Annotated in this window: 19 protein-coding genes and 3 pseudogenes; 15 read left to right on the top strand and 7 right to left on the bottom strand. The window is 66.2% G+C overall.

Features of this window, described 5'->3' with window-relative positions:
* Nucleotides 1-874: 874 nt before the first annotated feature.
* From ABD932_RS43560 to ABD932_RS43535, 6 genes are all read left to right on the top strand, one after another.
* Entirely contained in the window at nucleotides 875-1339 is a 465-nt protein-coding gene (locus ABD932_RS43560; protein WP_345022094.1) for a hypothetical protein, read from the top strand.
* Between the two features lie 2291 nt (nucleotides 1340-3630).
* On the top strand, nucleotides 3631-4050 hold the full coding sequence (locus ABD932_RS43555) for a hypothetical protein (RefSeq protein ID WP_345022092.1): 420 nt from the start codon (nucleotides 3631-3633) through the stop codon (nucleotides 4048-4050).
* A 78-nt stretch (nucleotides 4051-4128) separates the two neighbouring features.
* Nucleotides 4129-4629 (top strand): ATP-binding protein, encoded by a 501-nt coding sequence (locus ABD932_RS43550; RefSeq protein ID WP_345022090.1) that lies wholly within the window; start codon nucleotides 4129-4131, stop codon nucleotides 4627-4629.
* Between the two features lie 431 nt (nucleotides 4630-5060).
* The gene (locus ABD932_RS43545) at nucleotides 5061-5555 is read left to right on the top strand and encodes a hypothetical protein (protein ID WP_345022089.1); all 495 of its coding nucleotides are present in this window, start codon (nucleotides 5061-5063) and stop codon (nucleotides 5553-5555) included.
* A gap of 305 nt (nucleotides 5556-5860) precedes the next feature.
* Complete coding sequence (locus ABD932_RS43540) at nucleotides 5861-7180, top strand: M20/M25/M40 family metallo-hydrolase (protein ID WP_345022087.1); 1320 nt, start codon at nucleotides 5861-5863, stop codon at nucleotides 7178-7180.
* A 248-nt stretch (nucleotides 7181-7428) separates the two neighbouring features.
* Nucleotides 7429-7824 carry a cupin domain-containing protein gene (locus ABD932_RS43535; protein WP_345022085.1) on the top strand — a complete coding sequence of 132 codons (396 nt, stop codon included), beginning with the start codon at nucleotides 7429-7431 and terminating at the stop codon, nucleotides 7822-7824.
* On the opposite strand, the gene ABD932_RS43530 is transcribed toward ABD932_RS43535, so the two are convergent.
* Nucleotides 7808-10816: a caspase, EACC1-associated type gene (locus ABD932_RS43530; protein WP_345022083.1), complete on the bottom strand. Its 3009-nt coding sequence runs from the start codon at nucleotides 10814-10816 to the stop codon at nucleotides 7808-7810. The two genes, ABD932_RS43535 and ABD932_RS43530, sit on opposite strands and share 17 nt — an antisense overlap.
* A 182-nt stretch (nucleotides 10817-10998) precedes the next feature.
* Here ABD932_RS43530 and ABD932_RS43525 point away from each other — a divergent pair, with 182 nt between their 5' ends.
* Entirely contained in the window at nucleotides 10999-11346 is a 348-nt protein-coding gene (locus tag ABD932_RS43525) for a hypothetical protein (protein WP_345022081.1), read from the top strand.
* Between the two features lie 28 nt (nucleotides 11347-11374).
* Here the strand turns inward: ABD932_RS43525 and ABD932_RS43520 are convergent.
* The 3 genes and pseudogenes from ABD932_RS43520 to ABD932_RS43510 form a co-directional block, all read right to left on the bottom strand.
* Nucleotides 11375-12103, bottom strand: a pseudogene (locus tag ABD932_RS43520) (DUF5655 domain-containing protein); the annotation flags it as partial.
* A 294-nt stretch (nucleotides 12104-12397) separates the two neighbouring features.
* Entirely contained in the window at nucleotides 12398-13015 is a 618-nt protein-coding gene (locus tag ABD932_RS43515; RefSeq protein ID WP_345022080.1) for a DnaB-like helicase N-terminal domain-containing protein, read from the bottom strand.
* Nucleotides 13016-13459: 444 nt separating this feature from the next.
* Entirely contained in the window at nucleotides 13460-14536 is a 1077-nt protein-coding gene (locus ABD932_RS43510) for an NAD(P)-dependent alcohol dehydrogenase (protein ID WP_345022078.1), read from the bottom strand.
* A gap of 129 nt (nucleotides 14537-14665) precedes the next feature.
* Between ABD932_RS43510 and ABD932_RS43505 the strand changes: the two genes are divergently transcribed.
* Both ABD932_RS43505 and ABD932_RS43500 read left to right on the top strand, forming a co-directional pair.
* Nucleotides 14666-15331, top strand: coding sequence for a TetR/AcrR family transcriptional regulator (locus ABD932_RS43505; protein ID WP_345022076.1), 666 nt, complete (start codon nucleotides 14666-14668; stop codon nucleotides 15329-15331).
* 555 nt (nucleotides 15332-15886) lie between these two features.
* The gene (locus tag ABD932_RS43500) at nucleotides 15887-16465 is read left to right on the top strand and encodes a hypothetical protein (RefSeq protein ID WP_345022074.1); all 579 of its coding nucleotides are present in this window, start codon (nucleotides 15887-15889) and stop codon (nucleotides 16463-16465) included.
* 426 nt (nucleotides 16466-16891) lie between these two features.
* On the opposite strand, the gene ABD932_RS43495 is transcribed toward ABD932_RS43500, so the two are convergent.
* Complete coding sequence (locus tag ABD932_RS43495; protein WP_345022073.1) at nucleotides 16892-17416, bottom strand: NUDIX domain-containing protein; 525 nt, start codon at nucleotides 17414-17416, stop codon at nucleotides 16892-16894.
* 490 nt (nucleotides 17417-17906) lie between these two features.
* Nucleotides 17907-18442, bottom strand: a pseudogene (locus ABD932_RS43490) (hypothetical protein).
* A 597-nt stretch (nucleotides 18443-19039) separates the two neighbouring features.
* Between ABD932_RS43490 and ABD932_RS43485 the strand changes: the two are divergent.
* The gene (locus ABD932_RS43485) at nucleotides 19040-19663 is read left to right on the top strand and encodes a hypothetical protein (protein WP_345022071.1); all 624 of its coding nucleotides are present in this window, start codon (nucleotides 19040-19042) and stop codon (nucleotides 19661-19663) included.
* 387 nt (nucleotides 19664-20050) lie between these two features.
* Nucleotides 20051-20380, top strand: coding sequence for a hypothetical protein (locus tag ABD932_RS43480; protein ID WP_345022069.1), 330 nt, complete (start codon nucleotides 20051-20053; stop codon nucleotides 20378-20380).
* Between the two features lie 442 nt (nucleotides 20381-20822).
* On the opposite strand, the gene ABD932_RS43475 is transcribed toward ABD932_RS43480, so the two are convergent.
* Nucleotides 20823-21044 carry a hypothetical protein gene (locus tag ABD932_RS43475; protein WP_345022068.1) on the bottom strand — a complete coding sequence of 74 codons (222 nt, stop codon included), beginning with the start codon at nucleotides 21042-21044 and terminating at the stop codon, nucleotides 20823-20825.
* A gap of 212 nt (nucleotides 21045-21256) precedes the next feature.
* Between ABD932_RS43475 and ABD932_RS43470 the strand changes: the two genes are divergently transcribed.
* The 4 genes and pseudogenes from ABD932_RS43470 to ABD932_RS43455 all read left to right on the top strand — a co-directional run bounded on the left by ABD932_RS43470 (nucleotide 21257) and on the right by ABD932_RS43455 (nucleotide 24104).
* Nucleotides 21257-22120 (top strand): RNA polymerase sigma factor, encoded by an 864-nt coding sequence (locus ABD932_RS43470; protein WP_345022066.1) that lies wholly within the window; start codon nucleotides 21257-21259, stop codon nucleotides 22118-22120.
* A complete protein-coding gene (locus tag ABD932_RS43465; protein ID WP_345022064.1) occupies nucleotides 22098-23189 on the top strand; it encodes a DUF5919 domain-containing protein in 1092 nt (363 codons plus the stop codon). The genes ABD932_RS43470 and ABD932_RS43465 overlap by 23 nt, the downstream gene beginning before the upstream one ends.
* Before the next feature lie 191 nt (nucleotides 23190-23380).
* Nucleotides 23381-23530: pseudogene (locus ABD932_RS43460) on the top strand (ATP-binding protein); the annotation flags it as partial.
* A 130-nt stretch (nucleotides 23531-23660) separates the two neighbouring features.
* On the top strand, nucleotides 23661-24104 hold the full coding sequence (locus tag ABD932_RS43455) for an HIT family protein (RefSeq protein WP_345022062.1): 444 nt from the start codon (nucleotides 23661-23663) through the stop codon (nucleotides 24102-24104).
* Nucleotides 24105-24489 lie beyond the last annotated feature (385 nt).

Here is a 24489-nt window from a genome sequence, read left to right as displayed (position 1 = left end):
AACCGGGGCTTCCTCACAAACCTCATCTCCAGCCTCAGCAGTCTTCTATTCGGCGTCCCCACCGCCTTGTTCGTCCTCGGGAGCCTCGGCGAAGCCCAGGCAGCGTCAGTGAACTACAGCAGCGGGGCCACGGGCTCTTGCGCGAGCTTGGTCATGCCTCCTCGCCGACGCCTCAGCAGTATTTTCTGACGGCTACAACGAACTCATCATGATCAGAGATGAACACGGACGAGAGGCTGAGGGGGAAGTGTTCGAGCAGCTTTGGGACGTATGGTCCCGCAAGATCCAAGCTCAATGGGAGGTCCTCGACAATGACCTCCGCCCCCGCGCCCTCGAAGTCGGCACCGAATGGGTCCCAGCGCTGTGGTCCCGCCACGTCCGTGAATACCTCGCCCGCCTGACCGACGAGACTCGGTACCCCAACGCTAGGGAGCACCTCGAAGGGATGGGACAACTGGCTGTTGTCGTACAGCGTGTGAACGAGCTGTACACGTAGCTGGTGGACCGCATCCCGCTGCTCACATCCCTTCGATGCCCTCTCGTGGCGCCCATGCCCCGGTCCGGGCCGGCCAGTTCGTCGCCGCTCGCCAGTGACATCAATTCGCACCAATATTGATCATGAAAATGCGCGCAGCGTGACTCCCGAACCAGCTCCGTTCACGGCCGTTCAGACGAGACCAGGACCCAGACGCAGGCCTTGATCGGGCCACCCATGAACCCGGGTTGATACGCGGCCGCGCTGGGCGACCTGGAGGAAGGCAAGTTGGACGACCAGGTTCGAGAGGGGGTCGAGGTCATCGAGTGAGGCCGTGCGGTTCGGGCCGTCTCAGTTTCCGTCTCATCAGCCTGCACGGCAACGTGGTGAGCTTGTGCAGTGGAAGCCATCATTGCCAGTGCCATAGCCGTCCTGGGGACCCTACTCGGCTCCGGCATCACACTCGCTTTTCAGCAACGTGCGGCCGACAGGAACCACGACTTCACGCTGAACGAGAGGCTGAGGCAGGAACGCCTAGACACCTTCTCTGCCTACGCTGGCGCACTCATCAACTACCGCCGTTGTCTGATACTCCTGTGGTTCTGCTTGAACGAGCAGCCCCCTCCGGATTATGCCGAGGAAGTGCGGGACCGAGCCTACGATCTTCGCGCTAGGGCTCAAGAGGCCATGCTGCGTGTCGTGCTACTTACAGATGATGAGTCGCTGAGTGAGGCAGCGAGGACCATCCTCGACGACATCGCATGTCTCTACAGGGCGGATAGCCGCGAAGAATTCGATCACCGTAGGAGCGAAACAGGAAACAGCATCGGTCGCTTGATCAGCAACTCCAAGCAGCACCTCTGAAGATCCGAACCACAGTGATGGACAGCCGTCGTCGCCACGAGCCTCGCCCGCACCACAGGCGCACCAGGTCGCGCGGGGAACAGCGGGGTCCTACGGTGAAGGCACCTGAACCCCCCGAGGCCCTCCTCGGCTATTTTCCCAGGTCAGGCCCCAAGTGACCCGCAAATGCACGCAGCTTCCCAAGCTGAGAGCCTCGGCGGGGCGGATGCCTCAAGTCGCCTTTGCAGACCGGCCGTCGCCGCTCGCTCTGGCCGACGGCACTGACAGCGTGGCCGAGGCCGGTGGGGGGTGCAGCGAGGCATACGCGTGCGTGATCGTCGGCGCCCGCGCCATCGTGGCTGACTGTCGTCGGCTGAGGTTCAAATGGGGCCGCTTGGAGGGCGCCCGCCATCAGCCGAGTGCGGCAAAGCTGGGCCTCCCTGGGCCGTCCGAGGCCACCCGACAGCAGCCAATGACGACCAACGACGACCACTATGAGCACGAGCCACCGCACCTGACCCGCAAAAACCCAGCTCACCAAGATCCCCGACGAGCCCCAAGGCAAGACAGAACGGCGCCTGATCGAGCCCTTCGATGTCCTGGACTCGACGCCTCTCATGGCAGTCCCTCGTTCTCTAAACCCACTAAACGTGCGGGCGCTGCATGTGGGGCTGCTGTGGGGACTACACGACGCCAGAAGGATCGAGGTCCGCGTAGGGACCGTTGCTACAAGCGATGTAGGAAGTCGAGCAACTGGCACATGTTTCCGTTTGATTTCTGAAGGTGTGTCTGAAACCCGTACCCCTATCATCGAATCGGCACTGACCGACTACCACCACTCGCAGAACCGTTTCTCCAGCTCAAGCCGTGTGACTCCTGTTCATGGAAATGCCACTGTGATCCTACTTGACAAATCTCGTTGAACTGTTCTGTCTCCAGTGCTTGTACTCAATACAGCCGTCGGCGTAACCTTCAAGCAGGCGAGGCAGCCACCTGCCGAGCGACGTGAAAAGCGGTGAATCAGGTGCGGGAGTTCCTCCTGGGGTTTCAGACTGAACATGCATTCGTCGATAGCCGCCTCTAGTTCGGGACAAGTAATCCCCTGAAGAAATTCGCGGGAAAAGACACCCGCCTCGTGGACTGGAACTCCGCCACTCTGCTCGCTTTGGCCATTTTTGGCTTCGTAGCCCTGTGCGTAATGCTCGCGATCTCATTGCTCCGCCAATTGCCGGAACTATTCGAAGCCTGGAACAAGGCTAAACGCTCATGGCATGGAACTCCAGAACCGCCAATCTCGAACAATTCAGCGAATCGCGATAGTGGCGATTAGCGCCGCCAAAACAGAGAAAGAAAGGGATACAAGTGGGCGAATGGAAATGGGTGCAGGCAGTCGAACGGCATCTCGAAGAGTCCGTCTTCCTCAATGAGCACGAGACCGCGGCCAAGGTCGGCAAAGTCACAGGCGGAGTCGTACTCACTGCCGCAGCCGGCGCTGGTGTCGCGTACCTTGGCACGACAGCAGCTGTGGCCAGCGTCGGGGGTTGGGCAGCCGGTCAGCAAGCCGCAATGGCCGTGGCCGCGCCGTCTGCGGGGTTGCTCGCACAGAAAGCAGCCTTCAAGGTCGGGGAGCAGGTCGGAGAGAAAGCCCGTGGCGCTCTCCTGAAGAACGTCGCGACTAGCACGTGGACGCTTGGGAGTCTGGGTGGCGCGTACGTAGGTGCCGGGTGCGACGCTGCTCTTGACTGGCTGGCGGATCAGCTGCCGTAACTCTGGGTTCAGCCGGAAACACCTCACGGTCGGTTCCGAGATGGGCAGGTGAGTGTCTAGCTGCGTGACAGAGCCGACGAACACCGGCGGACGAGCGCGAACGTCTGCGGACCCTCAGCGCAGGTGAGTTGTACTCCAGTCCAAGGCAGAGCCCCCGCCCCAGTTGCTTCGGGACGAAGAGGTCATCGCGCAAAGTGCACCCGCACGCTTCCGCCGTCGGGACTGGCTCTGGTCGATGTCCGACAGCGTGGCACAGGCCAGCGGGGGTATAGCAAGGCACACGTGCGCCTGCCCGGTCGGCCGACCAGCCATCGTGGCTGACTGTCGTCGGCTGAGGCTCAGACGCTCCGGGCCCAGCTCCGCCAAGGGACGTTCGAGGCGACGGGACCGTGCCATTCACGTGCCAGATCCTGCAGGGAACCACGGGGAGCAGCGAGGACTCGCCACGGAGGCTGCCAGGCTCCAGCACCACTCCGCCGCAGTTCAGCACAGCAACCGACGCCACGAAACGCTGGGTCTTTCGTAGCCGTGTATCGGGGGCTCAAGTGAGCGCTGAGATCGTGCAGTTGGTGGAGCAGGCGGGACTGTATCTGACGACCGCGGCGAGTGCGTATGGGGTGGCGGTGTTCACCCGGGCCGAGAGCACCGCCGTGGACGCTACAGCGAACCTGGGGCGGCGGATCCTGCAGGCCGTGTGGCGCCGTCGCGACGAGCAGAGCCGGGCCGAGTTGGAGGCCGCGGTCCAGGACGCGGCCGAAGGGCCGGACGATGCGGACGCGGCTGCCACCCTGCGCCAGCAGATCAAGCGGGCGCTGCGCGAGGACGCCGAGTTGCTGGCCGAGTTGGCCCGGATGCTGCCCGCTGCCGGTGAGACGGTGCACGTGACGGCGTCGGGTGAGCGGTCCATCGCCGCGAAGACCATCGGCACGGCCGTCACCGTGGACAACACGACGATCAGGCCATGAACGACAGCGTTGTGCCCGGGGACGGCGGTCCGCAGGCGACGGGTCCGCGGTCCATGGGCGGTGGGTGGCGGCGTCGGTGTGGCGATCACCGGTGACGGTGCCCAGGTGGTGATGCTGCTGGCCGAAGCAGTGCGCTGGGCCAGGGAGGTGGAGGCGCCGTCGGGGGCCGGTAATCTCCCTGGGTCTGCATCCGGCGTTTTCGTCGGACGTGAAGGCGAACTGGCCGAGTTGCGGCGGCTCCTGGACGACGAGGGGGAGGCCGCTGTCACCCAGGTGTCCAGGACGTGGGCGATCCATGGGATGGGCGGGATCGGCAAGAGCACGCTCGCCCTGCACTACGCCCATACGCACATGCGTACGTACATGCTGGTGTGGTGGATCAACGCGGCAAGCAGACCAGGTCGTCACCAGTCTGGCCACCCTGGCCATGCGGCTGTGCCCGCAGTGGGCTGCAACCACGGGCGTGCAGGAACGGGCGGCGTGGGCGATCCTGTGGCTGCAGTGGCGGTGAACGCCGGTCCCGTATGCTCGCCGAGCAGCACGACGAGCGCGAGACGACCTGGCGCGAACGCGCCCTGAACGCCGAAGTAGGACCTGGCCAGGCCAATTCTGCGGCACATTGCCATGCTGGCTGGCGGCACCGTCAAGATCGAAGACGACGGCGCCGTCACCAGAGCTGTGGTGGATGGCTCCTGCGTGCGGATGGCCGCATCAAAACGGTTCTGATGCAGTCGCACCTTTAGCGATATTTGGTACCGGAGGGGCTCAAGTTACCTTGATGCCAATTGCGAGACTCGAGTAATCTCAGCCGTTATTCCGTAGTGCAGGATTCCACTCTCAACGCTACGGAGACGCCAATTGTTCAAAAATGGTCTTTTCTGGTCGGTGGCGATTATCCAATCGCTACAACTTGATCCTCTCGGCTCGCCAAGTAAACACAATCCCTCAGGGCGGCGTTGATAGAAGGTTACCCATTCTCAGGACGCTATCACGCTGCTAAGCTCCGCCCCATGCCAGCCATTGAGCCGAAGTTTCGAGACCCCATTTACGCTGGTGTCGCGGCGGCGACCGGGATAGCAATTCCCGGCCTCTTCGTGCCCGCCCTTGACATGGCAGGCGTGGGTGTGGCATGGACTGCCATGGTGGCGGGTATAGCCGATAAGGCCGGCCTCGACCTGACCCCCGCAGCTGCGGCTAAGCTCGTCGCTGCTGGAGTGGCGGCGGTTTCTGGCTACATCTTCGGCTCCAAGCTGCTGACATGGGCGGCCACGCCACTCATCCTGGCATTTCCAGTAGCAGGAGTTCCCGCCGCAATCGCCGTTAATGCCACACTCAATGGGCTATTCACGCTCCGACTTGGAATGACGTGCGCATCGAAATTCTCTCGACCGGACTTCGATGCTTCTGATGTGCTAGAACTGGCTATGAGTATCAGCACTTTCCTTGTTAAAATTCCCACCCGTGAAGAATTAGCTCTAGTGCGAGAAATAGTGGCTGCCTGGTAGCCTGGTGTCGTTCAATAAAAGGAATCACCCAACGTGATACGAGCCCAATCCGGTTGACCCGCTCGGGCTTTCCAGCCTCTCGCGGTGAGGTCATCTTCCGAGCCATACTCGACACGGCTTGACTGCAAGGGTGCAAGACACGGAAAGCCCGCCGTCCTCTCGGGCAAGCAAGCCCGAGCAGGCCCAGTGCCAGATGTAGTCTGCGGATCCCTTCACCCTGGGAGCTTCATGAACGGTTCTGGAAACCAGCCGGTGCACCGCCCCGCTTCTCCGGCTGCGTGGATTCACGCGATCGAGTCCACCACGTGATCGCCGTCGCACAGTCCGCTGCCGAGCGGGAGGTAGTAACTCTGGCCAGCGAGTTGATTGCGATCGACACCAGCAATGTCAGCGACCCAACCAGACCGGGCAAGGAACGCCTCGCGGCCGAGTATGTCGCCGCCAAGCTGGTTGAGGTCGGTTACGAGACGGCCTATGTCGAGTCAGGCGCACCTGGGCGCGGGAACGTGGTGGCACGTCTCGCAGGCGCGGATCCGTTACGTGGAGCGCTGCTGGTGCACGGGCACCTCGACGTCGTTCCAGCGGACCCAGGCGATTGGTCCGTCCACCCGTTCTCGGGGGAGGTCCAGAACGGCTATGTGTGGGGACGGGGCGCAGTCGACATGAAGGGCATGGTTGCGATGATGCTGGCTGTGGCCCGGCAGTTCAAACGCGATCACGTGGTGCCGCCACGGGACCTGATCTTCGCGTTCCTTGCCGATGAGGAGGCCGGAGGCTTTTGCGGGGCACGCTGGCTGGTGGACCATCGCCCCGAGCTGTTCGAGGGCTCAAGCGAAGCGATCAGCGAGGTCGGTGGCTTCTCTGTGACCTTCGACGGCCGCACTCGCGCCTACCTGGTGGAGACAGCGGAGAAGGGAGTGATGTGGCTGCGGCTCAAAGTTTCGGGAACCGCGGGACACGGGTCGATGCTGCATCACGACAATGCCGTCGCCAAGCTGGCCGCCGCGATCACACGCCTGGACACCCACCGCTTTCCGGTGATCCTGACTGACCCCGTCCGCGAGTTCCTTGAAGGCGTCGCCGATCTAACAGGCGTCCCTTTTGACGAGCGCGATCCGGAGGCGGCAGTCGCGCGCCTCGGGAACTTGTCACGGATGATCGGCGCGACGCTGCGCGACACCGCCAACGTCACCATGTTCAACGCCGGCTACAAAGGGAACGTTGTTCCCTCGCTTGCCCAGGCGACCGTCGACGGCCGGGTCCTGCCGGGGCGCGAGCAAGCGTTCAAGGCCGAAGTCGCCGAGGTTTTGGGGTCGGACACCGAATGTGAGTGGCAGGGCATGCCGTCCGTGCAGACGACCTTCGACGGTGCTCTCGTCGACGCGATGGCAAGCGCGATCGGGGCAGAGGACCCCGGCGCACGGGTACTGCCGTACATGCTTTCGGCCGGTACGGACGCGAAGTCTTTCCAACGGCTGGGGATCCGCCATTTTGGCTTCGCCCCGCTCAGACTTCCGGCCGAGTTGGACTTCAGCTCTCTGTTCCACGGTGTCGACGAGAGGGTTCCCGTCGACGCTTTGGAGTTCGGTACTCGTGTACTCGACCGCCTGCTGCGGACCTGTTGATCGTCACCTGCATCGCTAGAGTTACTCAGTGAGACACCAGCAGGGTTCTGTTGCTCCAACAGGGCATCTTTTCTTGGAAGTTGGGGGTTGGAGGCGGAGCGGGGAGGGTATGACGCGGCCACCAGTGGCGGTTCCCCGTGGTGGAGTTCGAGTACCTGAGAGGAGCAGCAATGGATCAAGTAAGGATTGTTCCTGGCGGAGAGGGCCAACGGTTACCTCTCCCGCTCGCCAGTCTAACGGTCAAGGGCGTGAGCAGCGGAGAGTCAGTGGACCACTTGTTCGGAGTGCTCCACGCCGAGGCGGGCTTCGCCGGGCCTGGGCCACATGCCCACCGCGAGCACGAGGAGTTCTTCTACATCCTCAGTGGTGAGTTCGACTTCTTCGTCGGAGAAAAGACCGTGCGGGTCGGCGAGGGTACCTTCATCAGTATCCCGGCCGGGATGCCTCACGACTTCTGCAACCCTACGCAACAGCCGGCGAGTCTGGCGGTGTTCGGTGCTCCCAATGAGATCGACTGCTACGCGGCGGTAAATGGTGACCCGCGCCCCTCCGATTCCCTCCAACTTCGATCAGGGTCGACAATAGAGCGCATCGCGGACACTCCCTCGGGCCACTGGGCCAAGGCGATCAGTCCGCCCCAGTGAGATTCTCGATGCGTTCGCGAATCTCCTCGGCGCTGTCGATCAGCCCAAGCGCGGCATAGTCGATGGCCGCCCCATGCCATGCGTTGAGTGCAGCATCCCGATCGTTGGTGCAGGCGTCGCCGAGCCCGGTCAACGCCGTGGCGCGGCCACGCCTGTCACCCAGTTCGGAGCAGATCTCCGCAGCGGCCGTGAAGTGATCGACGGCGCTGGTGAGCTCGCCCAGAGCCACGGCCACCTGGCCCAGCCCGATCAAGGAATAGGCTTGTCCCCTTCGATTGTCCAACTCTCGCGATCCATCGAGCACCCGGGTGTAGAAGCCCTGGGCGACTCGGGGTTGCGCCATGAGTCTGGCGACCTCACCCAACCCATATAGGGCATTTACCTGGCCCCTTCGGTGCCCCTCCTCGACCGCGATCTCAAGGGCGGTCTCGTAGTGCTGACGAGAGGTGTCGTACAGTTGCAGCGCTCGCTCCGCTTCGCCCAGACCAGTCAGGCCGAAGAGCTGACCCAGACGGTAGTTCTCGGCGCTGCTCAGGTCCACCGACTGCTGGTAGCTCCGCCTGGCGGCCGTAAGGTCGCCGACGGCCTGGCTGACTTCGCCCAGGCCGCGCCACGCGTCGGCCTCCAGACGCCGGACGCTCGCCATCGTGCACAGCTCAATTCCCGTCAGAAAGCACTCCCGTGCTGTCCCGTAGTCACCGGTCACTCTGGCCAACTCGCCGAGGCCGTAGAGCACCCTGCTCTGATCTGCGCCCTGTTCGGTCCGGGTGTAGATTCCCTGCGCGATGCGGTAGTCGTTACCGGCGTCCTCGTAACGGCCGGTGAAACGCTCGACCTCAGCCAGACCGAGGTGTGCTGCGGCTAGGTCTGACGGGGCGTCGAGTGCTTCGGCGACGGCTGCGGCCGCACGGTAGAGAGTCTCCGCGTCGTCCAGGTAGCCGAGCGCGAGGAGATGTTCGGCCGAGGCAGCCGCCAGACCGACCGCGTGTGCTTCCGAACGGGCCTGGGCCAGCTGGGCGAGGGCTGCCAGATTTCCGCGCTCCAATTCCAGCCACGCACGAGCTTCGCGTCGTGACGACGCTTCGGCAGAGGGCTGGGCCAGAGCCTCCGCTGCGGTCTTTGCCTCACGGAGGTGAAGAGCGAGCAGCCGGCGCTCAGCCTCGAGCCTGCTCTCGTCTGTGTCATCGTCTACGCTGCGTTCCCGCGCATACGCACGCAGCAGGTCGTGCAGGATGAACCTGCCTGCGACCGGTTCCTGTACGAGACACCGGCCCATAAGGTCCTCGAGACTGGGCTCCACTGCGGCGGAGGGTACGTCGCCGAGGGCCGCGGCAGCCGCCACCGAGATCTCAGGTCCGGGATGGAGGCCCAACCTGCGGAAAAGCAGCTGTTGTTCAGGAGCCAGCGCCGCGTAGGACATGGCAAACGCGCCGCGGATCCCAGGGCCCCCACCGTAGGGGAGTTCAAAGCTGCGCAGCACCTTTGGCTCGCTCTGAGCATCCGTCAGTTCGGCAGCAAGTCCCGCGACGCCGAGCTGTGGACGACGGCGCAGCCGCCCGGCGGCCATGCGAATCGCCAGGGGCAACCCGCCACAGATGGAGACCACCTGACGCACGGCTGGGTCATCCGCAGTCTTGATCGGGAGCCGAACGAGACTGCGGAACAGAGCGGTGGAGCTCTCGTCGCTGAGTACGTCCAAGACGAGGAGCTCCGCGCCGGCCAGTTCGACCATGGTGTGACGGCTGGTGACCAGGACCAGGCAGTGGGCCGCCCCCGGGAGCAGCGGCTGGACCTGAGCTTCGTCCACGGCGTTGTCGAGCACAAGCAGAATCCTGCGGTGGGCGACTTGGGCCCGCCAGAGTGCTGCTCGCTGGTCGAGGTCGGGAGGGACTCGGTCGGCCGGGACTTCTAATTCCCGCAGGAGTGATTCAAGGGCTGCCGTGGGGTCGACCGGGGGACGGCCAGGGGTGAACCCCTGGAGGTCGAGGTAGAGCTGAGCGTCCGGGTAGCGGTCCGTGAGCAGATGGGCGGCCTGGACCGCGAGTTGAGTCTTACCCACTCCAGCGATCCCGCTGATCGCCTGGATAGTCACAGTGCCGGCCATCGTGCGGGGAGGGCGGGCCAGTTGCTCCAGTGCTTCGTCGCGCCCGGTGAAGTCGGGCACGGCGCGCGGCAGGCAGTTGACCACCGCGGCTGACTTCGCGGTGGTCGGCAGTAATGGAAGACCCGTCACCATGGGAACCGGCGCAGGACGCTCAGGCGCCTTGGCGATCCACAGCGTGCCGGTGACCTCGCTCAGCGATCGGGTCGGGGTCTGGCTCTTGGTGGCGCTGCGGACTTCCCGATGAACGTAGGTGTAGAGGTCGTCGACGGTGATCCAGCCGTCGCGGTCTACGTCGGCGGCCCCGCTCCTGAGCCCACCCACCAGTACTTGGGTGAAGATCGAGGCTGCGGGTTCCTCCTTGACCAGAGTCCCACCCTCGAACGAATACTCGGTTGCCTTCGACGACGCCAGCACAACGCGCCCTTGACCGTTGAGTGCAGCGGAGACCTCGACCTGCTCCACCGACTTGTGGGCCCGGCCGACTGGAAAGGCACCCGAGAAGCAGCAGTCAAGAACCACGACGATCCGCTGGCTGAAGGACTGCTCCATCCGGCGGCTGATGTACTCGGCGGAGACGGCAGTGCTGTCTAAGAGGCCCAACTCGGTGTCGCTTGCTGCGAAGAAGAGCCGCCCCGCCTCGTCCCGGAGCCCGTGACCGGACAGGTAGAGCAGCAGCATGTCATCGGGCCCGGACTCGGTGAAAAACCGCTCGATGCGACGCCGCACGACATACTCAGGTGCATCGGAAAGCATCTCCACATCGAAGTCACCGATGCTCTGGTCCCCCAAGACGACCGCCAGCTCGGTGACATCCTGGGTCGGGGCTCGGAGGGCATGCAGGCCAGCATCGTTGTAGTTCGCACAACCGATCAGGAGCGCCCGACGCATTCAACACTCCGGGTGTTCTAGGGAACAATCTAGTGCTGCCGGTCCGGAAACCAACGAGAGGACGTCCGATGGATCACGGATCTGCCACGCTGCGGGTCGCCGTGGCCTCCCACCGAGGAGCTGACATCTCTATCCTGGCACGGTGGACCGAGCAACTGAACCAGGAGTTCAAAGGTGTCGGCGTGATCGCAGCCAGGCCCGTAGACGCGGACCTGCCCGCCGACGCCAAGAGCGGTGGAGCAGCCCTCACTGAGCTGCTCGTCGCCCTGGCGTCCTCCAGTGTCCTGGTCGCCGTGGTGCAGTCGGTGCAAGCCTTCGTCACGCGTGCCAACGGCAGCACGGTTCACCTGGAGATCGACGGCGACGTGATCGACCTGCAGGGCGTGGGGGATGAGGAGCGCCAACGGTTGGTCGAGGCGTGGCTCCTCCGGCAGAACTGCCGCTTCGGCCCCCCGCCTGGCCTCACAGGGACCTCCTTGCCCCCAGTTCAGGATCCGGGCGGGAACGCTCCAGGGGACACGGTGCGGTAAGAACCGTCGTGGATACCTCACCCGGCCCGGAGCCGTAGCTGAGGCGGAACAGGTCCTGGGCTCGCTCCAAGTCCCGCTCCGTGCGCAGCTGCACTTCCAGGTCGCCGGTGCCGTGGTGGCCGAGCCCTGTCTCGTCCCGAGTGAACCCGGGGACGAGGTCGACCTCCTTAGGGACAGCCTTGAGGGAAACGAGGAGCTTGGTCTGTCGGGGCGGGCAGACGCAGACGAAGTTCCGCAGGCGCTGGTAGGCCAGATGGGTCCTGTTCTCAACCTTGGTGATGTCGTCACCGAGTCCGAGCAGAACCTCGTGACCGCCGCAGCCAGCTCCGTCATGGCCTTGTCCATCTCCGCCAGGCGGACGCCAAGTGCCACGGCCGCGCGGCGACGCCGGCCTGCACCAGGGCCGGCCGGCTGGCCGGTGACCGAAGCGACTGTCTCAAGGCCGATGTGACCGGTGCCGAAGAAGCGGTAGCGGAGCAGGTCGATGCTGCGCCGGTGCTCGCGTACAGCGTGCACGCCGTATCGGGTGAAGTCGCCGGTCACGCAGATCAGCCTGGATGCGCTCCCAGAGCACCTGGGCCGCAGCCGTGGCCCCGAGCCGGTCGCGGACCAGGTGCCGGAACTCCGCCTTGTGATCCATCGGTCACGACAGGTAGTAGCGGCCCTGATGGATCACGCCAGCATCGGTTCCGCGCTTGTACTCGACTTTACCGACCGCAGAGGCTCGGATGGCGGTTCTGAACTGCAACGAGGTCAGGAGGGCTTGGGCGACCTGGTGCTGGGTGCCGGTGAGGCGTGCAGTGACGGCGCTGGAGTGGGCGGGGTGGACGTCGAAGCAGATGTGGGAGTCAAGGGGACTATCGGGCATGGCAGTTGGGCTCGTATCGCGTCGGGCCCGGCTGCGCGGACAGCCTGGCTCGCAGGTCGGGTCAGCGGTGGACTCGGGCAACGGGGGGTGCGGGCCGGTGCGGCGGGCCGACCGCCCGGGGGACCGGCGCGGGTTGGGCGGGGCCCGGCGGGCGGGCGGGGGTGGGTGCGCACGGAATTGAGCTCAGCGAGGGCGCGGCGGCTGCCGGTGATGAGCGGGGGGGGCGAGGTCGTCGGTGTAGGCGGTGATCCGCGCGGCGACCGTATGGGCGCGGGCGAGGAGGGCGCGCTTGAGGATCTTCTCGCCCCAGTACTCCGGGGAGCCGGCGGGCGTGGAGACCAGGGCCATCAGGTTTCTGGGCGTGAGGGAGTCGGTGAGCAGGCCGCGGTGCTGGGCCTCGCCGAGGACGGTGACCGGGTCGGCCATGTCGCCGCGGTGGATCAGCGCCGTGATGGACTGCAAGAGCGCGGCGGGCAGCGGGAGCAAGAAGTCCGCCTCGGTCAGCCACCGCATCTGCCGGACCTCCGCCGGATAGGCGGTGGCGGTCGCCAGGAGGAGGCGTTCTTCGTCGAGGTCCCCCTCGCCGGTCTCATGCGGGACCTCCGCGGGGACTGCCGTACGGGGCAAGGAGCCGGGGTGCGGCGCGAACTGTTCGGCGAGGGCGTCCAGGACCCGGCCGATGTCATCGGCCAGGCCGAGCGTCGAGGCTGTCGGGTTGGGCAGGCCCGGGTCGGTCGCTGTGGATGCGAGTCGCTCGGCGTGGGCGCGCAGGATCCGGTGGGCGTTGTCGGCGCGGATCATCCTGGCGCACGCCGCAGCGTGCTTCGGCTGGGTAACCGGCGATTGCCCGCTACCCTTCTCCGTTCGGCGCGGCGGTGTGGCACGCGATTCATGGCGACGTCGCCAACCCACTGCCGATCGACCGGCTGAAGACTGTGAGCCCACACGATGAAAGCCGACCACGATGAAGCTCGTATCGGGAACGGCCCAGTTCATCGGCCTCGGGACGATCGGATGAGCCTCTGAGCACGTTGGTTATGGGAGACGTCCCGCGCCCTGGATAACACCTGGTCAGAGCGGGGATTCGCACGAGACGGCCAGGGCCACCACCCCTGGCCCGACAGAAGCATGAAGGGACTCTGACCAGGCAATTTGTTGTCCGGGCGCGGGTTCTCGCTTCCCGTCTGGATCGGCCCTCATCTGGGTGTTTCTGGCTGTTCCTGACCTCTACTGGTCACGCGCTGGTCACGTGTCCCAACCGTCGGGGCGGCCCCTGCGGGCTGTCGCGTCAGAAGTGGACATCTCGCCGGGCATGGTGAGCGCCAGCTTGCCCGTGACGCGGCCGTCGAGAAGGTGTCGGACGGCTGCGGCGGTCTCAGCGAGCGGGTAGACGCAGTCCACGGCAGGGCTGAGCGTGCCCGCGTCGATGAGAGCGGTCAGGTCGCGCAGCCCATCAGCGTGTTCGGAGGAAATGAAGGTGCCCAGGTGCTGTCCGGTGAACGGGGACAGCACCTGGGCGCGGAGCTGCCGGTCAGTACCACCGAGCCAGAGGCCGTTCGTCTCGCCGCCGGTGATGACCAGCCTGCCGTGGCGCGTGAGGGCGCGGCGCAGATCCCGCAGCCTGCGGTTGCCCGCGATGTCGATGATGGTGTCGTAGCGTCGCGGGCCGGCGAGGAAGTCCTCGCGGGTGTAGTCGATCACGTGGTCGGCGCCCAGCGCCCGTACGGCGTCGAGCTTGGGTGTGCTGGCGACGGCCGTGACCCGGGCACCGAAGGCGTGGGCGAGTTGGACGGCGAAGGTGCCCACGCCGCCGGCGGCACCGGTGATCAGGACGTGCTGGCCTTGCTGGACCTTGCCCTTGTCGCGAACTGCCTGGAGTGCCGTGAGCGCGCTGACGGGTACCGTCGCTGCCTCCTCGAAGGTGAGCCCGGTCGGCTTGGGAGCGATCCTCTCGGGACTGGCGACGGCGTATTCGGCGAATGCGGCGACTGCCGTGCCGTAGACCTCGTCGCCGGGCGCGAACCCGGTCACGTCGGAGCCGACCGCCTCGACGACACCGGCGATGTTGCGGCCGGGGTTGGGGAGCTTGGGCCTGCGCAGCCCGCTCACGGGCCGGACCGCGTACGGCAAACCGGCCATCATGTGCCAGGTGCCCCGGTCCACGCTCGAGGCGCGCACCCGCACGAGCACCCCGCCCGGCCGGACGCCGGGCCTGGCGAGCCGCACGGTGCGAAGCACGGCTTCCGGCTCGGCGCCGTAGCGCTCCTGCACGATGGCCATCATCGTCCTGGTCCCACCGGTGGTTGCGATCGGCTCGCTCATGTTCCGCATCGTCACTTCCGGGTTCCGATTCCACTGTACTTACGGTGTAAGTACTTACGCCGTAAGTACAGCACTTACGGCGTAAGCTCGTCAACGCTGGAAGACCGTGAGAGGAAGCGACCGTCCACCGTGACCCGACGAACCACCCCGCAGCCGACCCGCGAGACGCTCACTCGGCAGCGGGTGCTGCAGGCCGCCGTCGAGCTCGCCGACACCGGCGGCCTGGAGACGCTCAGCATGCGCAAGCTCGGCGAGGCCGTCGGAGTCGAGGCGATGTCTCTGTACAACCACGTGGCCAACAAGGAGGATCTGCTCGACGGCATGGTTGACCTGGTCTTCGGCGAGGTCGAACTGCCCACGCCGGGCGACAACTGGCGACAGGCGATGCGGCAGCGGGCAATCTCCATGCGCCTTGTGCTGTCCCACCACCGCTGGGCAATCGGGCTGATGGAGTCACGCTCCACTCCGGGCCCAGCCACCCTGCGTCACCACGACGCCGTCCTCGGCTGCCTGCGTCAGGGCGGGTTCTCCCTCACCCTGACCGCCCACGCCGTCTCGATTCTCGACAGCTATATCTACGGGTTCGCCCTGCAGGAGAAGACCCTGCCGTTCGACACCCCGGAGGAGACTGCCGAACTGGCGGAGTCCATCATGAGCCGTTTCGGCGACGGCGAGTACCCGCACTTGACCGAGATCGCGACTGCTCACGTTCTGCGTCCCGGGTACGTCTACGGCGACGAGTTCGAATTCGGACTGGACCTCATCCTCGACGGCCTCCAGCAAGCGGCGGGCTGACGAGTCGGCGGAGTGCCCGCCGCGTAATCCGTGCGCTGTCGTGTCGAACTGGTGAGGGCAGGCGAGCCCAGGGGCCGGCGCACCATGAGCACTCCATGCAAGCCAGGACGCGGTCAGCCAGGCCCGAGCGTGAGCGCGATCACGTGGTTGCCAAATGATGGACGGCAACCTGCTCGACCCCACCACCCGCTTCGAGGACCACCTGGGAGGCTGAGTGGCGATCCTCTCTGCGGCTGCCTGTAGCTCCTTGGACCGCTCACACGGTCACGTCTGAGTTTGAGTTCTTCGTCCTCGATGACGCACTGCCACTCCCTGTTGTAGACGCGTCTTGATGGAACGGAAGGGTCCGACCCAGGAGGGAAGCCCCTGGTAGCCGGGGCGCCCACCGTCCCCGGCCGCCGTGGAGACCGGTGTTGCCGGTCTCATTGACGTCACAGACGGCGGCGGTTTCGTTGATCACGATTCGGACCCTGGCTTGGCGGGAACAACGTCATCATTGGCACATCGGCGCGCGTCACCTATCCGATCGCCATCACGATCCGGGATGACTCCGGGGTGAAGGGCCTGTCGGACGTCAGCGTGTTCAACAAGACGAACGGGTGGGGCTTCAGCGACTGGGCGGACACCCGGTGCGAGAAGAAGAGTTCCACCACGTCGGTGTGCACGGCCACGATGACGATCGCCCCGGGCTGGCTCCCGGGCAGCGTGCCCGGGGATGTCAACCGCACCGCGGGTGTCTGGCAGGTCAATGCCACCGTCAAGGCCAACGACGGTGACTACTGGATCTCCGACCACATCGCCGAGTTCAAGATGAAGCGCGCGTCCAAGCTCACGGCAGACGCCGCGCCCGAGCCCGTGGCCAAGGGCGCCACGCTCACCGTCTCCGGCAAGCTCTCCCGGGCCAACTGGGAGGACCTGAAGTACCACGGGTACGCCGGGCAGGACGTGAAGCTTCAGTTCAAGCAGGCCGGTACCGCCCACTACAGCACGGTCAGGACAGTGAAGACGGGCTATGTCGGGCAGCTGAGCACCAAGGTCACCGTCACCTTGGCGGGAAGCTGGCGCTGGTACTTCCCCGGCACCACGACGACCGCGCGAGTCGTGTCGGCCGGAGACGCCGTGACTTTGAAGTAGCAGCCGCCCTAGAAGTTCTGCGTCCGGGGCACGTCGCCTCCGGCGTGACCTGCGGCTGCTGCCGTTGTACGGGCCGCTCCCAATACCGGAGCGCCGCCGGCAAGCTCGTGAGGCTTGCGCAGCCAGGTTCGCGATCAGACCGTCTTGCTTTCCGGGGAACCCGCCGTGACCAGCCAGACCACCGAGGTCGGCGTACTGCGTTTCACCGGCAAACCCCACACTCCCTTGCGGGAAGCCTACGGCGCCGAGACCAGGTTTCAGCAGGTCAGCGAATTTCCGTCGGCTGGCCTCAGGTTGGGCTCTGCTGGTGGCGGCCGGGTCGGCTGGCCGCTCAATGCCCCTGGAGCGCGGCCAGGATGGCGGGAGCGATCCCGTTGATTTGTGGCGCTGGGCGAGCGGGGCGCTATCTCTGAACTGTGGATGGAATTAGCGGTGCTTGATGCTTTCTCCGAGCCAGAGGGCGCATTGCTTCATGCGGAGACGATCGTTGGAGAACCACCCTTGCCAGGGCTCATCCAGGCGATGCCAGGCAGCTGGCTGACCGCTTTCAGGCTTCAGCTGCGTCCGTTGGTCGACGACTGCCAGATAGGAAATGCCCGCGGTTGCCGACCAGTTGGGGTGATAGGAACGCACTGTGGCGGCTGCCGGGGTCGCGTTCAGTTCTGCCTGCACCCCGGTCTCTTCGAACAGTTCTCGGCGCGCCGCCTCGCGTGGCGTTTCGCCGGGATCGACTTTGCCGCCTGGCGCCACCCATCCTCGCCATCGGTGATTGACGAGCAGCACATGGGTCAAGGTGCGGTCGAAGGCCCACACCTCGGTTGCGAGGGGCCCCTCCATGGCAGCGTCGGGTCGGCGCAGCCAGTCCAACGCTCCGTCGTAGACGGCGAGTGCTTGGTGTGCATCTAGCTTCGCAGCTTCAAGAGCCAGTGCCTCTATGTGATGTTCTCTCACCTGCCGGAGAGTAGGACGCACCACTGACAAACCAAGCCCTTCACGCCGGCCACCGTGGGTTTCGGGGCGGGGGCGGTGGGGGCTTTGGCCAGTGCGGTGGGATCACCGAGCGGCAGGCGGCCGCGTTCCGCCGGGCGCTCCTGCCTTGTCGGCGCCGCTGTGCCGATCGGGCTCGGTGCGGGGCCGGGGGGGGGGAGGGTCTCCGCCGCGTGGGCGGGGGTGGAGACGGTGGCGGGCAGGACGGCGAGGCCGCGCAGGACAGCTTTGATCACGTGCCGTTGATAGCCGCCCTGTAGGGGGCGTGATCAGCGGTTGCCCGGGGCGCCGCCCGTGTGATTGGAAAGGTCATACCGGAGAAACGAAACGGCCTACTGACCGCCATCGTCCGGCCGGCGGCGGCCTGAGCCGCGTCGCGCTGCAGGTCACGCGGAGGTGTTGCGCCGTCAGCCGGTTTCGGTGGCCGAGGAGTCGAAGGCACCCGACGGCCTGGCTACTTGATCAGGGCATTCGCGAGAATGATCACCAGGCCGATCAGCATGTCCAGGCTCCCTGCGCGGCACGAGGACAGCCATCCGTGGCCGGCGGTGTGGGCGGCCCAGGCGCCCCGGCCGAACAAGGCGACGGTGTTGAACAGCAGGGCCGCGTCCACAGCCGTGGCCTCTGCCCACCATTCGGCTACCGCGGCAAGCAGTATCCCCACTGTGGGTAGCACGGCGGCGATCAGTGGCCACTCGGCGAGCACCAACCGTAGTCTGTTCGTGGTGGCTGCCCTGTCGACGGACGCACGGTGGGCGATGGCGTGCGCATATCCCTGGGCGGCGGCCGACGCCAGTGCGGTGAGCACTACCCACAGCGCGTCCGGACCGGATCGGCCTTCTCGCCCGTCGCGTCCAGCGCGGCCACCAGGGCGCTGGCCAGCACCAGGCCGTAGATGCCGCTGAACAGCGACTGTTCCGGGGGCCGGTGCCGCAAGATCCTCGTTGGTGCGGTGCTCTCGGGGCGGACATGGTCGGCGCGGTCGGGCATCACATCGCCTCGGTGCGAGAAGAGGGCTGGATCCGCACCTGCTCACCCGCGCCACGTCAGTGAACGCGACGCCACGCGCTCCTCGCACGTTGTTGTGCCCCTTACGGGACACCACCTTCGCCGAGGATGCCTCGCAGCTTCGAACCGGCGATGCACCCCGCGCCATGGCGACCTGGCGCAACCTTGCCATCGGCGCCCCCTGCGCATCGCCGGCACCCAGAACGTCGCTGCCGCACTCCGGGCCAACTCCCGCGACCAGAAACGTCCGCTCGCCTTACTCGGCCTCACGTGATCACGAACCGGGGCGGCGCCGGCAGTGCGGCACGACGGCGGCCCGGACGCGGGCGTGGGCGAGTACACGGGTACGCGACAGCAGGACCTTCGGGAAGGACGGGAACGGGGTGGGTGAGTCGATCTGTAGAGCCGCAAACACCAGGTCAGCCGCCATGGGGCTGTGTGACGGTGACTGGTGAGGAACGGTCATGGTCCGGTCACATTCGCCGGACGGAGCGGTCATGGACCGCTGTGAGTCTCCTGTGTGTCCCCGCGACCGGGCCGGGGCATCCACGTCCACATACTCATCCAGGGGGAACACCCATGTCCATGCGTGTCCGAACGAGCGCTCTCACCGCACTTGCCGTCGCCGCCTTTGCGGCGGGCTCGGTCCTGACGACACCGGCCGCGGGCGCCGCACCGAAGGCCGCCGCGCCCAAGTTCCTGTCGGCGTCCCAGCTGCCGCCGCACCCGACGTCGTCCTGGACCGCCGGGCGGGTCACCGAGGGGTTCCCGGAGGCACTCGGCCTCTGCGTGAGCACGGAGGGCGTGCTCGACTACGACTACCGGCACCGGGAGTTCCGCACCGACCTGGACACCAGCGCCGTGCAGTTGACCGTCGTGACGGGTACAGCCGCCCAGGCCAAGGCCCTGGCGAAGCACTACGACGACCTGATCCGCACCTGCGCCGACCGCATCGAGGAGTCCTCGCCCGACGTCAACGCCGAGGGCCGGGACTACGGCACGCTGCCGGTCGAGGAGGGCGCCCACGTCCGCGGCCTGAACACCGAGACGCCGGGGGGTGCCACCGACATCGCCCTGCTGTCGGTCGGACGGGACGACAGGACCGTCACCGTCGTCAAGTGGGGCGAGATGGGCGACTTCGTGAACGCGCCCGTGACCGCCTTCAAGAAGACCACGATCACAGCCGTCAACAAGCTGTACTGACCGGGCGGCCACCGGAAAGGTACGGGGCTGTCCTCCCGCCAGGGGGCGGAAGGACAGCCCCGTACCAGTCATGCCGCGGGGCGGGGACCGTCGTACGTCGGGCAGGTCCCCCTGGCACCCTCCGGGGGGACCGCCTCCACTGCCTGGCCCGACACATCGCCGAGCAGACCATCGCATCGGGCCGTGTTCCCGGTCTCAGCCGTTACGCCCGCCGGCACGCCCGCCGACGATTCTCCCGGCTCTGCTGACCTCGAACTGGTCCTTCGGGCCATGCGGACCCTTGCTGGCGCCATGCCCCCCACCGGTGTCGAGTTGAAGACCGTGGGGCAGCGCATGAGTGCCCACGTTCGAACCCCGGCGGACGTGCGGTTCTTGGGGGGTTGTGCCGTGCTGCACACCGGCTGGAAGCCCGCCGCTGTCCTTGTCGTCGACGGGCGGGCCCGGCTCGTCGACTGGGCGTGGGCTGCCGGCGGAGCAGCTTGGATCGATCCCGCCCTGTGGGTGATCTGGCTCATCGCCTGCGGTCACAGCGCAGCCGGGGCGGAGAGCCTGGCTGCGCTGCATCCTGCCTGGGACAAGATACCGGTGGCCCACATCGACGCCTTCGCGCGCGCCCAGCAACGGCTCTGGGAGTCGATCGCTCAGGCTGACCCACCCGGCGCGTGGACGCACAAGGTGCACGCAGCGGCACAGGCCTGGGCTGAGCGCCGAACGTAACGAGCGGCAGAAGCCTGAACGACGCAAACGGCTGCTGTTGCAGGGCTTCGGCCCTTGGGCGGCAGACTGATCAACACCGGCCGTCGCTCTGGCGGACAGCTGGCGGGAGCCGTCCGGCCGCAGCATCTGGCGCAACTGGCCCGGTCCTGGCCATGCGGGTACAGGCCGAGCGCGGTCAGGACCGCAAAGCGCAGCGGTTCAGCCTGGCTGGTCCGCCAACTCGGCTGCCGAAGCACCTGACGTACCACGTCCGGCAGCCGGCGGGAGCGCGTGGCCGGGATGAAGAACATCCCGGCCATGCCCAGCCCTGTGATCACGGCGCTCACGATGCCCGGAAGAATGCCTTGCCACGCGCGCGGGTTGACACGCCTCCGCGGCTGAGGGCCGCCAGTGCTCCTCTCGCTCCCGGGCGGCAGCGGCGGCATCAGGCGCGTGTCCGGTGTCATCCGATGTGGGTGCGCAGTACCGGGACACTGCCGCCGGCGGTGAGCAGGCCGGCGAGGACTGCCCCGGCGGCCGGTGTGCCGCTGAGGAAAGTGAGGCCTCCGACGATCACGCCTATGACAACCGCTGTCAGCAGGACGATGGCAGTGTGCAGTGTGATGAACGGGCCGTGGGAGAACTCGGGAGGCTGAGGCGGCGGCGGGCCGGGTGTGGAACTCACGTACTGCTCCAGGGGTGTTGATGCGTCGGACACCGCTCTTACGTTGTGTCCGGGCCTGTACCCCACGGATCAGTTCGGTGTCCGCACGCCTCAAAAAGAATCTTGAGAGAGCCCGTGGGGTAACCCGTGGCGGCGCACTTACAAGGGGTCGGCGAAGGCGACCCCACGAACGTGAGGGCGGACTGGGCGACGACCGGAAGGAAGAAGAGGGAATGCAGGGCGACGACGCGGGCGGGCAGTCCGCAGCCGCGCGCGCCCGGGACCTACAACCTTTAGGTCGGCTCGGGGAGCACGATTTGGGTGCGCCCGTGTCCGGCGACGACCTGCGGCAGATGAACCACCATGACCGCCGCGAGGCCAGGCGTCTGCAGGAGAGCATCGACCGCAGGTCGAACGACGAGCGGATCCTGGAGGTACTGGCTCGGGACGGATTTCGGGGACCGCGGTATGAGCAGTTCGTGGACGAACTCGTCCGCTACGGCATCTCGGTACTGCGCGGATGGATGCACTCGGGGTTCATCTTTCAGTTGGTCGCCGAGCGCGGCTTCGGCCTTCACGCCCACGAACTCGAGCTGGAAGAACTGTCTTCGAACAGCGATCTGCGGGAGGAGCTGGCGACCATGACTGTGGCCCGCACGCTGCCCCGCTTCCGGCAGCAAGCGCTCATCGAAGGCGGCTGGACCTTCGAGGGCGGTGCGAGCATCACCACCTTTTTCATGGGCTCCTGCGCCTACGACTTCCCCAACGAATTCCGCCGCTATCGGGCCGGCGAAGAACGACACCGGCGTGCCGTGCAGCGCCAGCAGGAGCTCTACGAGGATCCGGTCGGCCCGCTCGGCGTGGCTGCCGAAGTCCTGGGCAATCTGGAAGTGCTGGAGCTCCTGGACGGCATCGAGGACGAGCGGACACGGGCGATCGTCGCCTTGACCATCGATGGCTACTCCCAGGAGGAGATCCGGCAGATCCTGAACGCGACGTCGGTCCGCGCCGTCGAAGGAAGGCTCTACCGGTGGCGAATGAAGGAGAAGCGGGACCGGGAAGGAGGTGACCGACATGGCCAGCCACCAGGACGATGACTTCGAGGCACTGCTGGAGAAGTCGTCTTTGGGCGGCCCGGCCGCCAGTCGGCTGCGCGAACGCACCCCGCTCAGCCGGGCCCGCACCGTGCGCAGGATCAACGAGCTGCGCCATCAGATCGCCCACCCCGGCGATGAGCCGGACAACGCCGTTCAAGCGGCTCGCGATCTTCTCCGCTTGCTCAACGACCTGGGTTACGGCACCCAGGGAGAGGTCCCCGACGAGTTGCGCATCGCCGCGCGCCTCGCCGAAGTCGTGGCCGATGCCGAGGCGCACAGCAGCCGTGCAGGCACAAGCCCTGCCCGTTCTCAGCCAGCAGCAGCGCGCCAAACCCACCCAGTACTCCAGAACACCGCGACCCTTGCCGAATCCCGTGAAGACCTCGTGGCTGCTCTCACCGGCTCCAGCAGCCAGATCCACCAAACCACGGTGGAACCTGCGGTGGAATCTGCGCTAGTACGCACCATGAACGCCGTGGAGGACATGGGGGACGACCGGTACGCCGATACGGTGGCCGCATATCCCACCCGCACGCAACTGCTGCACCAGTTTCCGGTCGCCGACATCTTCGGCGGCGCCCGCCGGCTCGACGCCATCGGCATCGGCCTCAATCTGCTCGTGCAGAACTTCTCCGGCCGCCGCCTGGTGCGCCTCGCCGAGTCCGGCTGCCGGGTGCGGCTGCTGTTCCTGAACCCGGCCTCCAGCGCGGTCAAGCGGCGCGAACGCGAACTGGGCATCAAGCGCGGCGAGCTGAGCCGCGCCGTCGAGATGAACATCCTGCACATGCGCCGGGTCCGGTCCCGGCTGTGCGATCCGGGCGTGTTCGAGATCCGGCTCTTCGACGAGACCCCCCGCATCACCGCCTACCTCGTGAACGGAGGCGGCTCAGACAGCTTGGCGATCGTGCAGACCTATCTGCGGCGGACCAGGGGACCGCAGACACCGGTCCTGGTGCTGCGGAACGACACCGGCACGGCCCGGGGAAACGAGGTCGGCGAAAGCGGGCTCTTCCCCGCGTACCGCGAGGAGTTCGATCTCATGTGGGCGGAATCGCGACCGGTGACCTGAGCGCAGTTGTGGGCCGGCAGCCTGGACCGGCGCGGGCTCGCGTGAACAGACCAGCCGCCGTGACGGAGGGCGAGGAAGGTCGGCGTGCTCGATGGATAGGGACCAGGCGGCGGGCGGGCCTCCGCCCAGTCCTCGGCCACCGGCCGTGAACACACGGCGCGGCCGCCGATGCTTGCCCGGCCGTGAGGCTTTTCACGGGCTGGAGCCGGACCTTCACCGATCCCCGACTTTGCGCGGCGATCGTGGGCCGGCTCACCTTCAACGCCACCCTCATCGAAACCGGCACCGAGTCATATCGCCTGGCCCGCTCCAAAGCCAAGCAGAACGGCAAGGCGAGGTAGACCACCGCGGCACGATGCCCCAAGTGGTCCCAGGGGAGTTGCCAGATGCAGGGTGAAAGTCGCTCGCGCTTGGGCGCCGCTTCTGATGTTGTGATCGGCACGAGGTAATCGGGTCTTGAGGGGACAGGCTGTGACGGACGACGGATGCATCTTTTGTGCAATAGCGAGAGGTCAGGCGGACGCCAGCATCGTCCACGAAGACGAGTCGGTGATCGCCTTTATGGATCTCCAGCCCGTCACCCCGGGCCACTTGCTGGTCATCCCCAAGGCACACGCGGTGGGACTGGAAGATTTCCAGGAGGACGCCGGCGTCCAGGTCTGGAAAGTTGCGCATCAGCTCGGACGCGCACTGCGCCGATCAGGCTTGCGATGTGAGGGCGTCAACTTGTTCCTTGCTGACGGCGAAGCAGCCTTCCAAGAGGTTTTCCACGTTCACCTGCATGTCTTTCCCCGCTTCACAGGTGACCCATTTCGCATTGACGCGGACTGGCGCATCCAGGAACGGGACCAACTCGACAAGACGGCTGCTGCCGTCCGTGGCGGCCTCGCCGCCCTCGGCGCCGGGCAGCGCTGACGACCATCGCTCTCCGGGCCGGACACGGTCTTCGGCCTGAGGTCAAGGAAGTTTATCGAGTGGCCCCTACAGACACCAATTCCCGGGGCCACTTCAAGACGTCCCGACGACAAAGGATCTTCACCAACCCGGGGCCGTTTGGAGCCAACATGCCGGGGCCGCCGAACGACGTCACAGCCAGCGTGTCCGCAGTTCCTCGCCCTGCGCTGGCCGGCCGGGCTTCCCGCCCTGCGTCTCGCACTCACCACAGGAAGCCGCCCCGCCGGGTACTACTTCTTCGACTGTGGGGTGGCGTGCTGGAGGATGCGTCGGCGGGTCCACCGTCGGTGCCCGTTGTGGCGTCCGGTGTTCTCGGCGACCGCGTCCGTGGTCTTCAGCAGCGGGA

The organism is Streptomyces shaanxiensis (assembly GCF_039537145.1).
GTDB classification, from domain to species: domain Bacteria; phylum Actinomycetota; class Actinomycetes; order Streptomycetales; family Streptomycetaceae; genus Streptomyces; species Streptomyces shaanxiensis.
The sequence above is the reverse complement of the archived record's forward strand: the minus strand, read 5'-3'. Positions and strand labels throughout refer to the sequence as shown.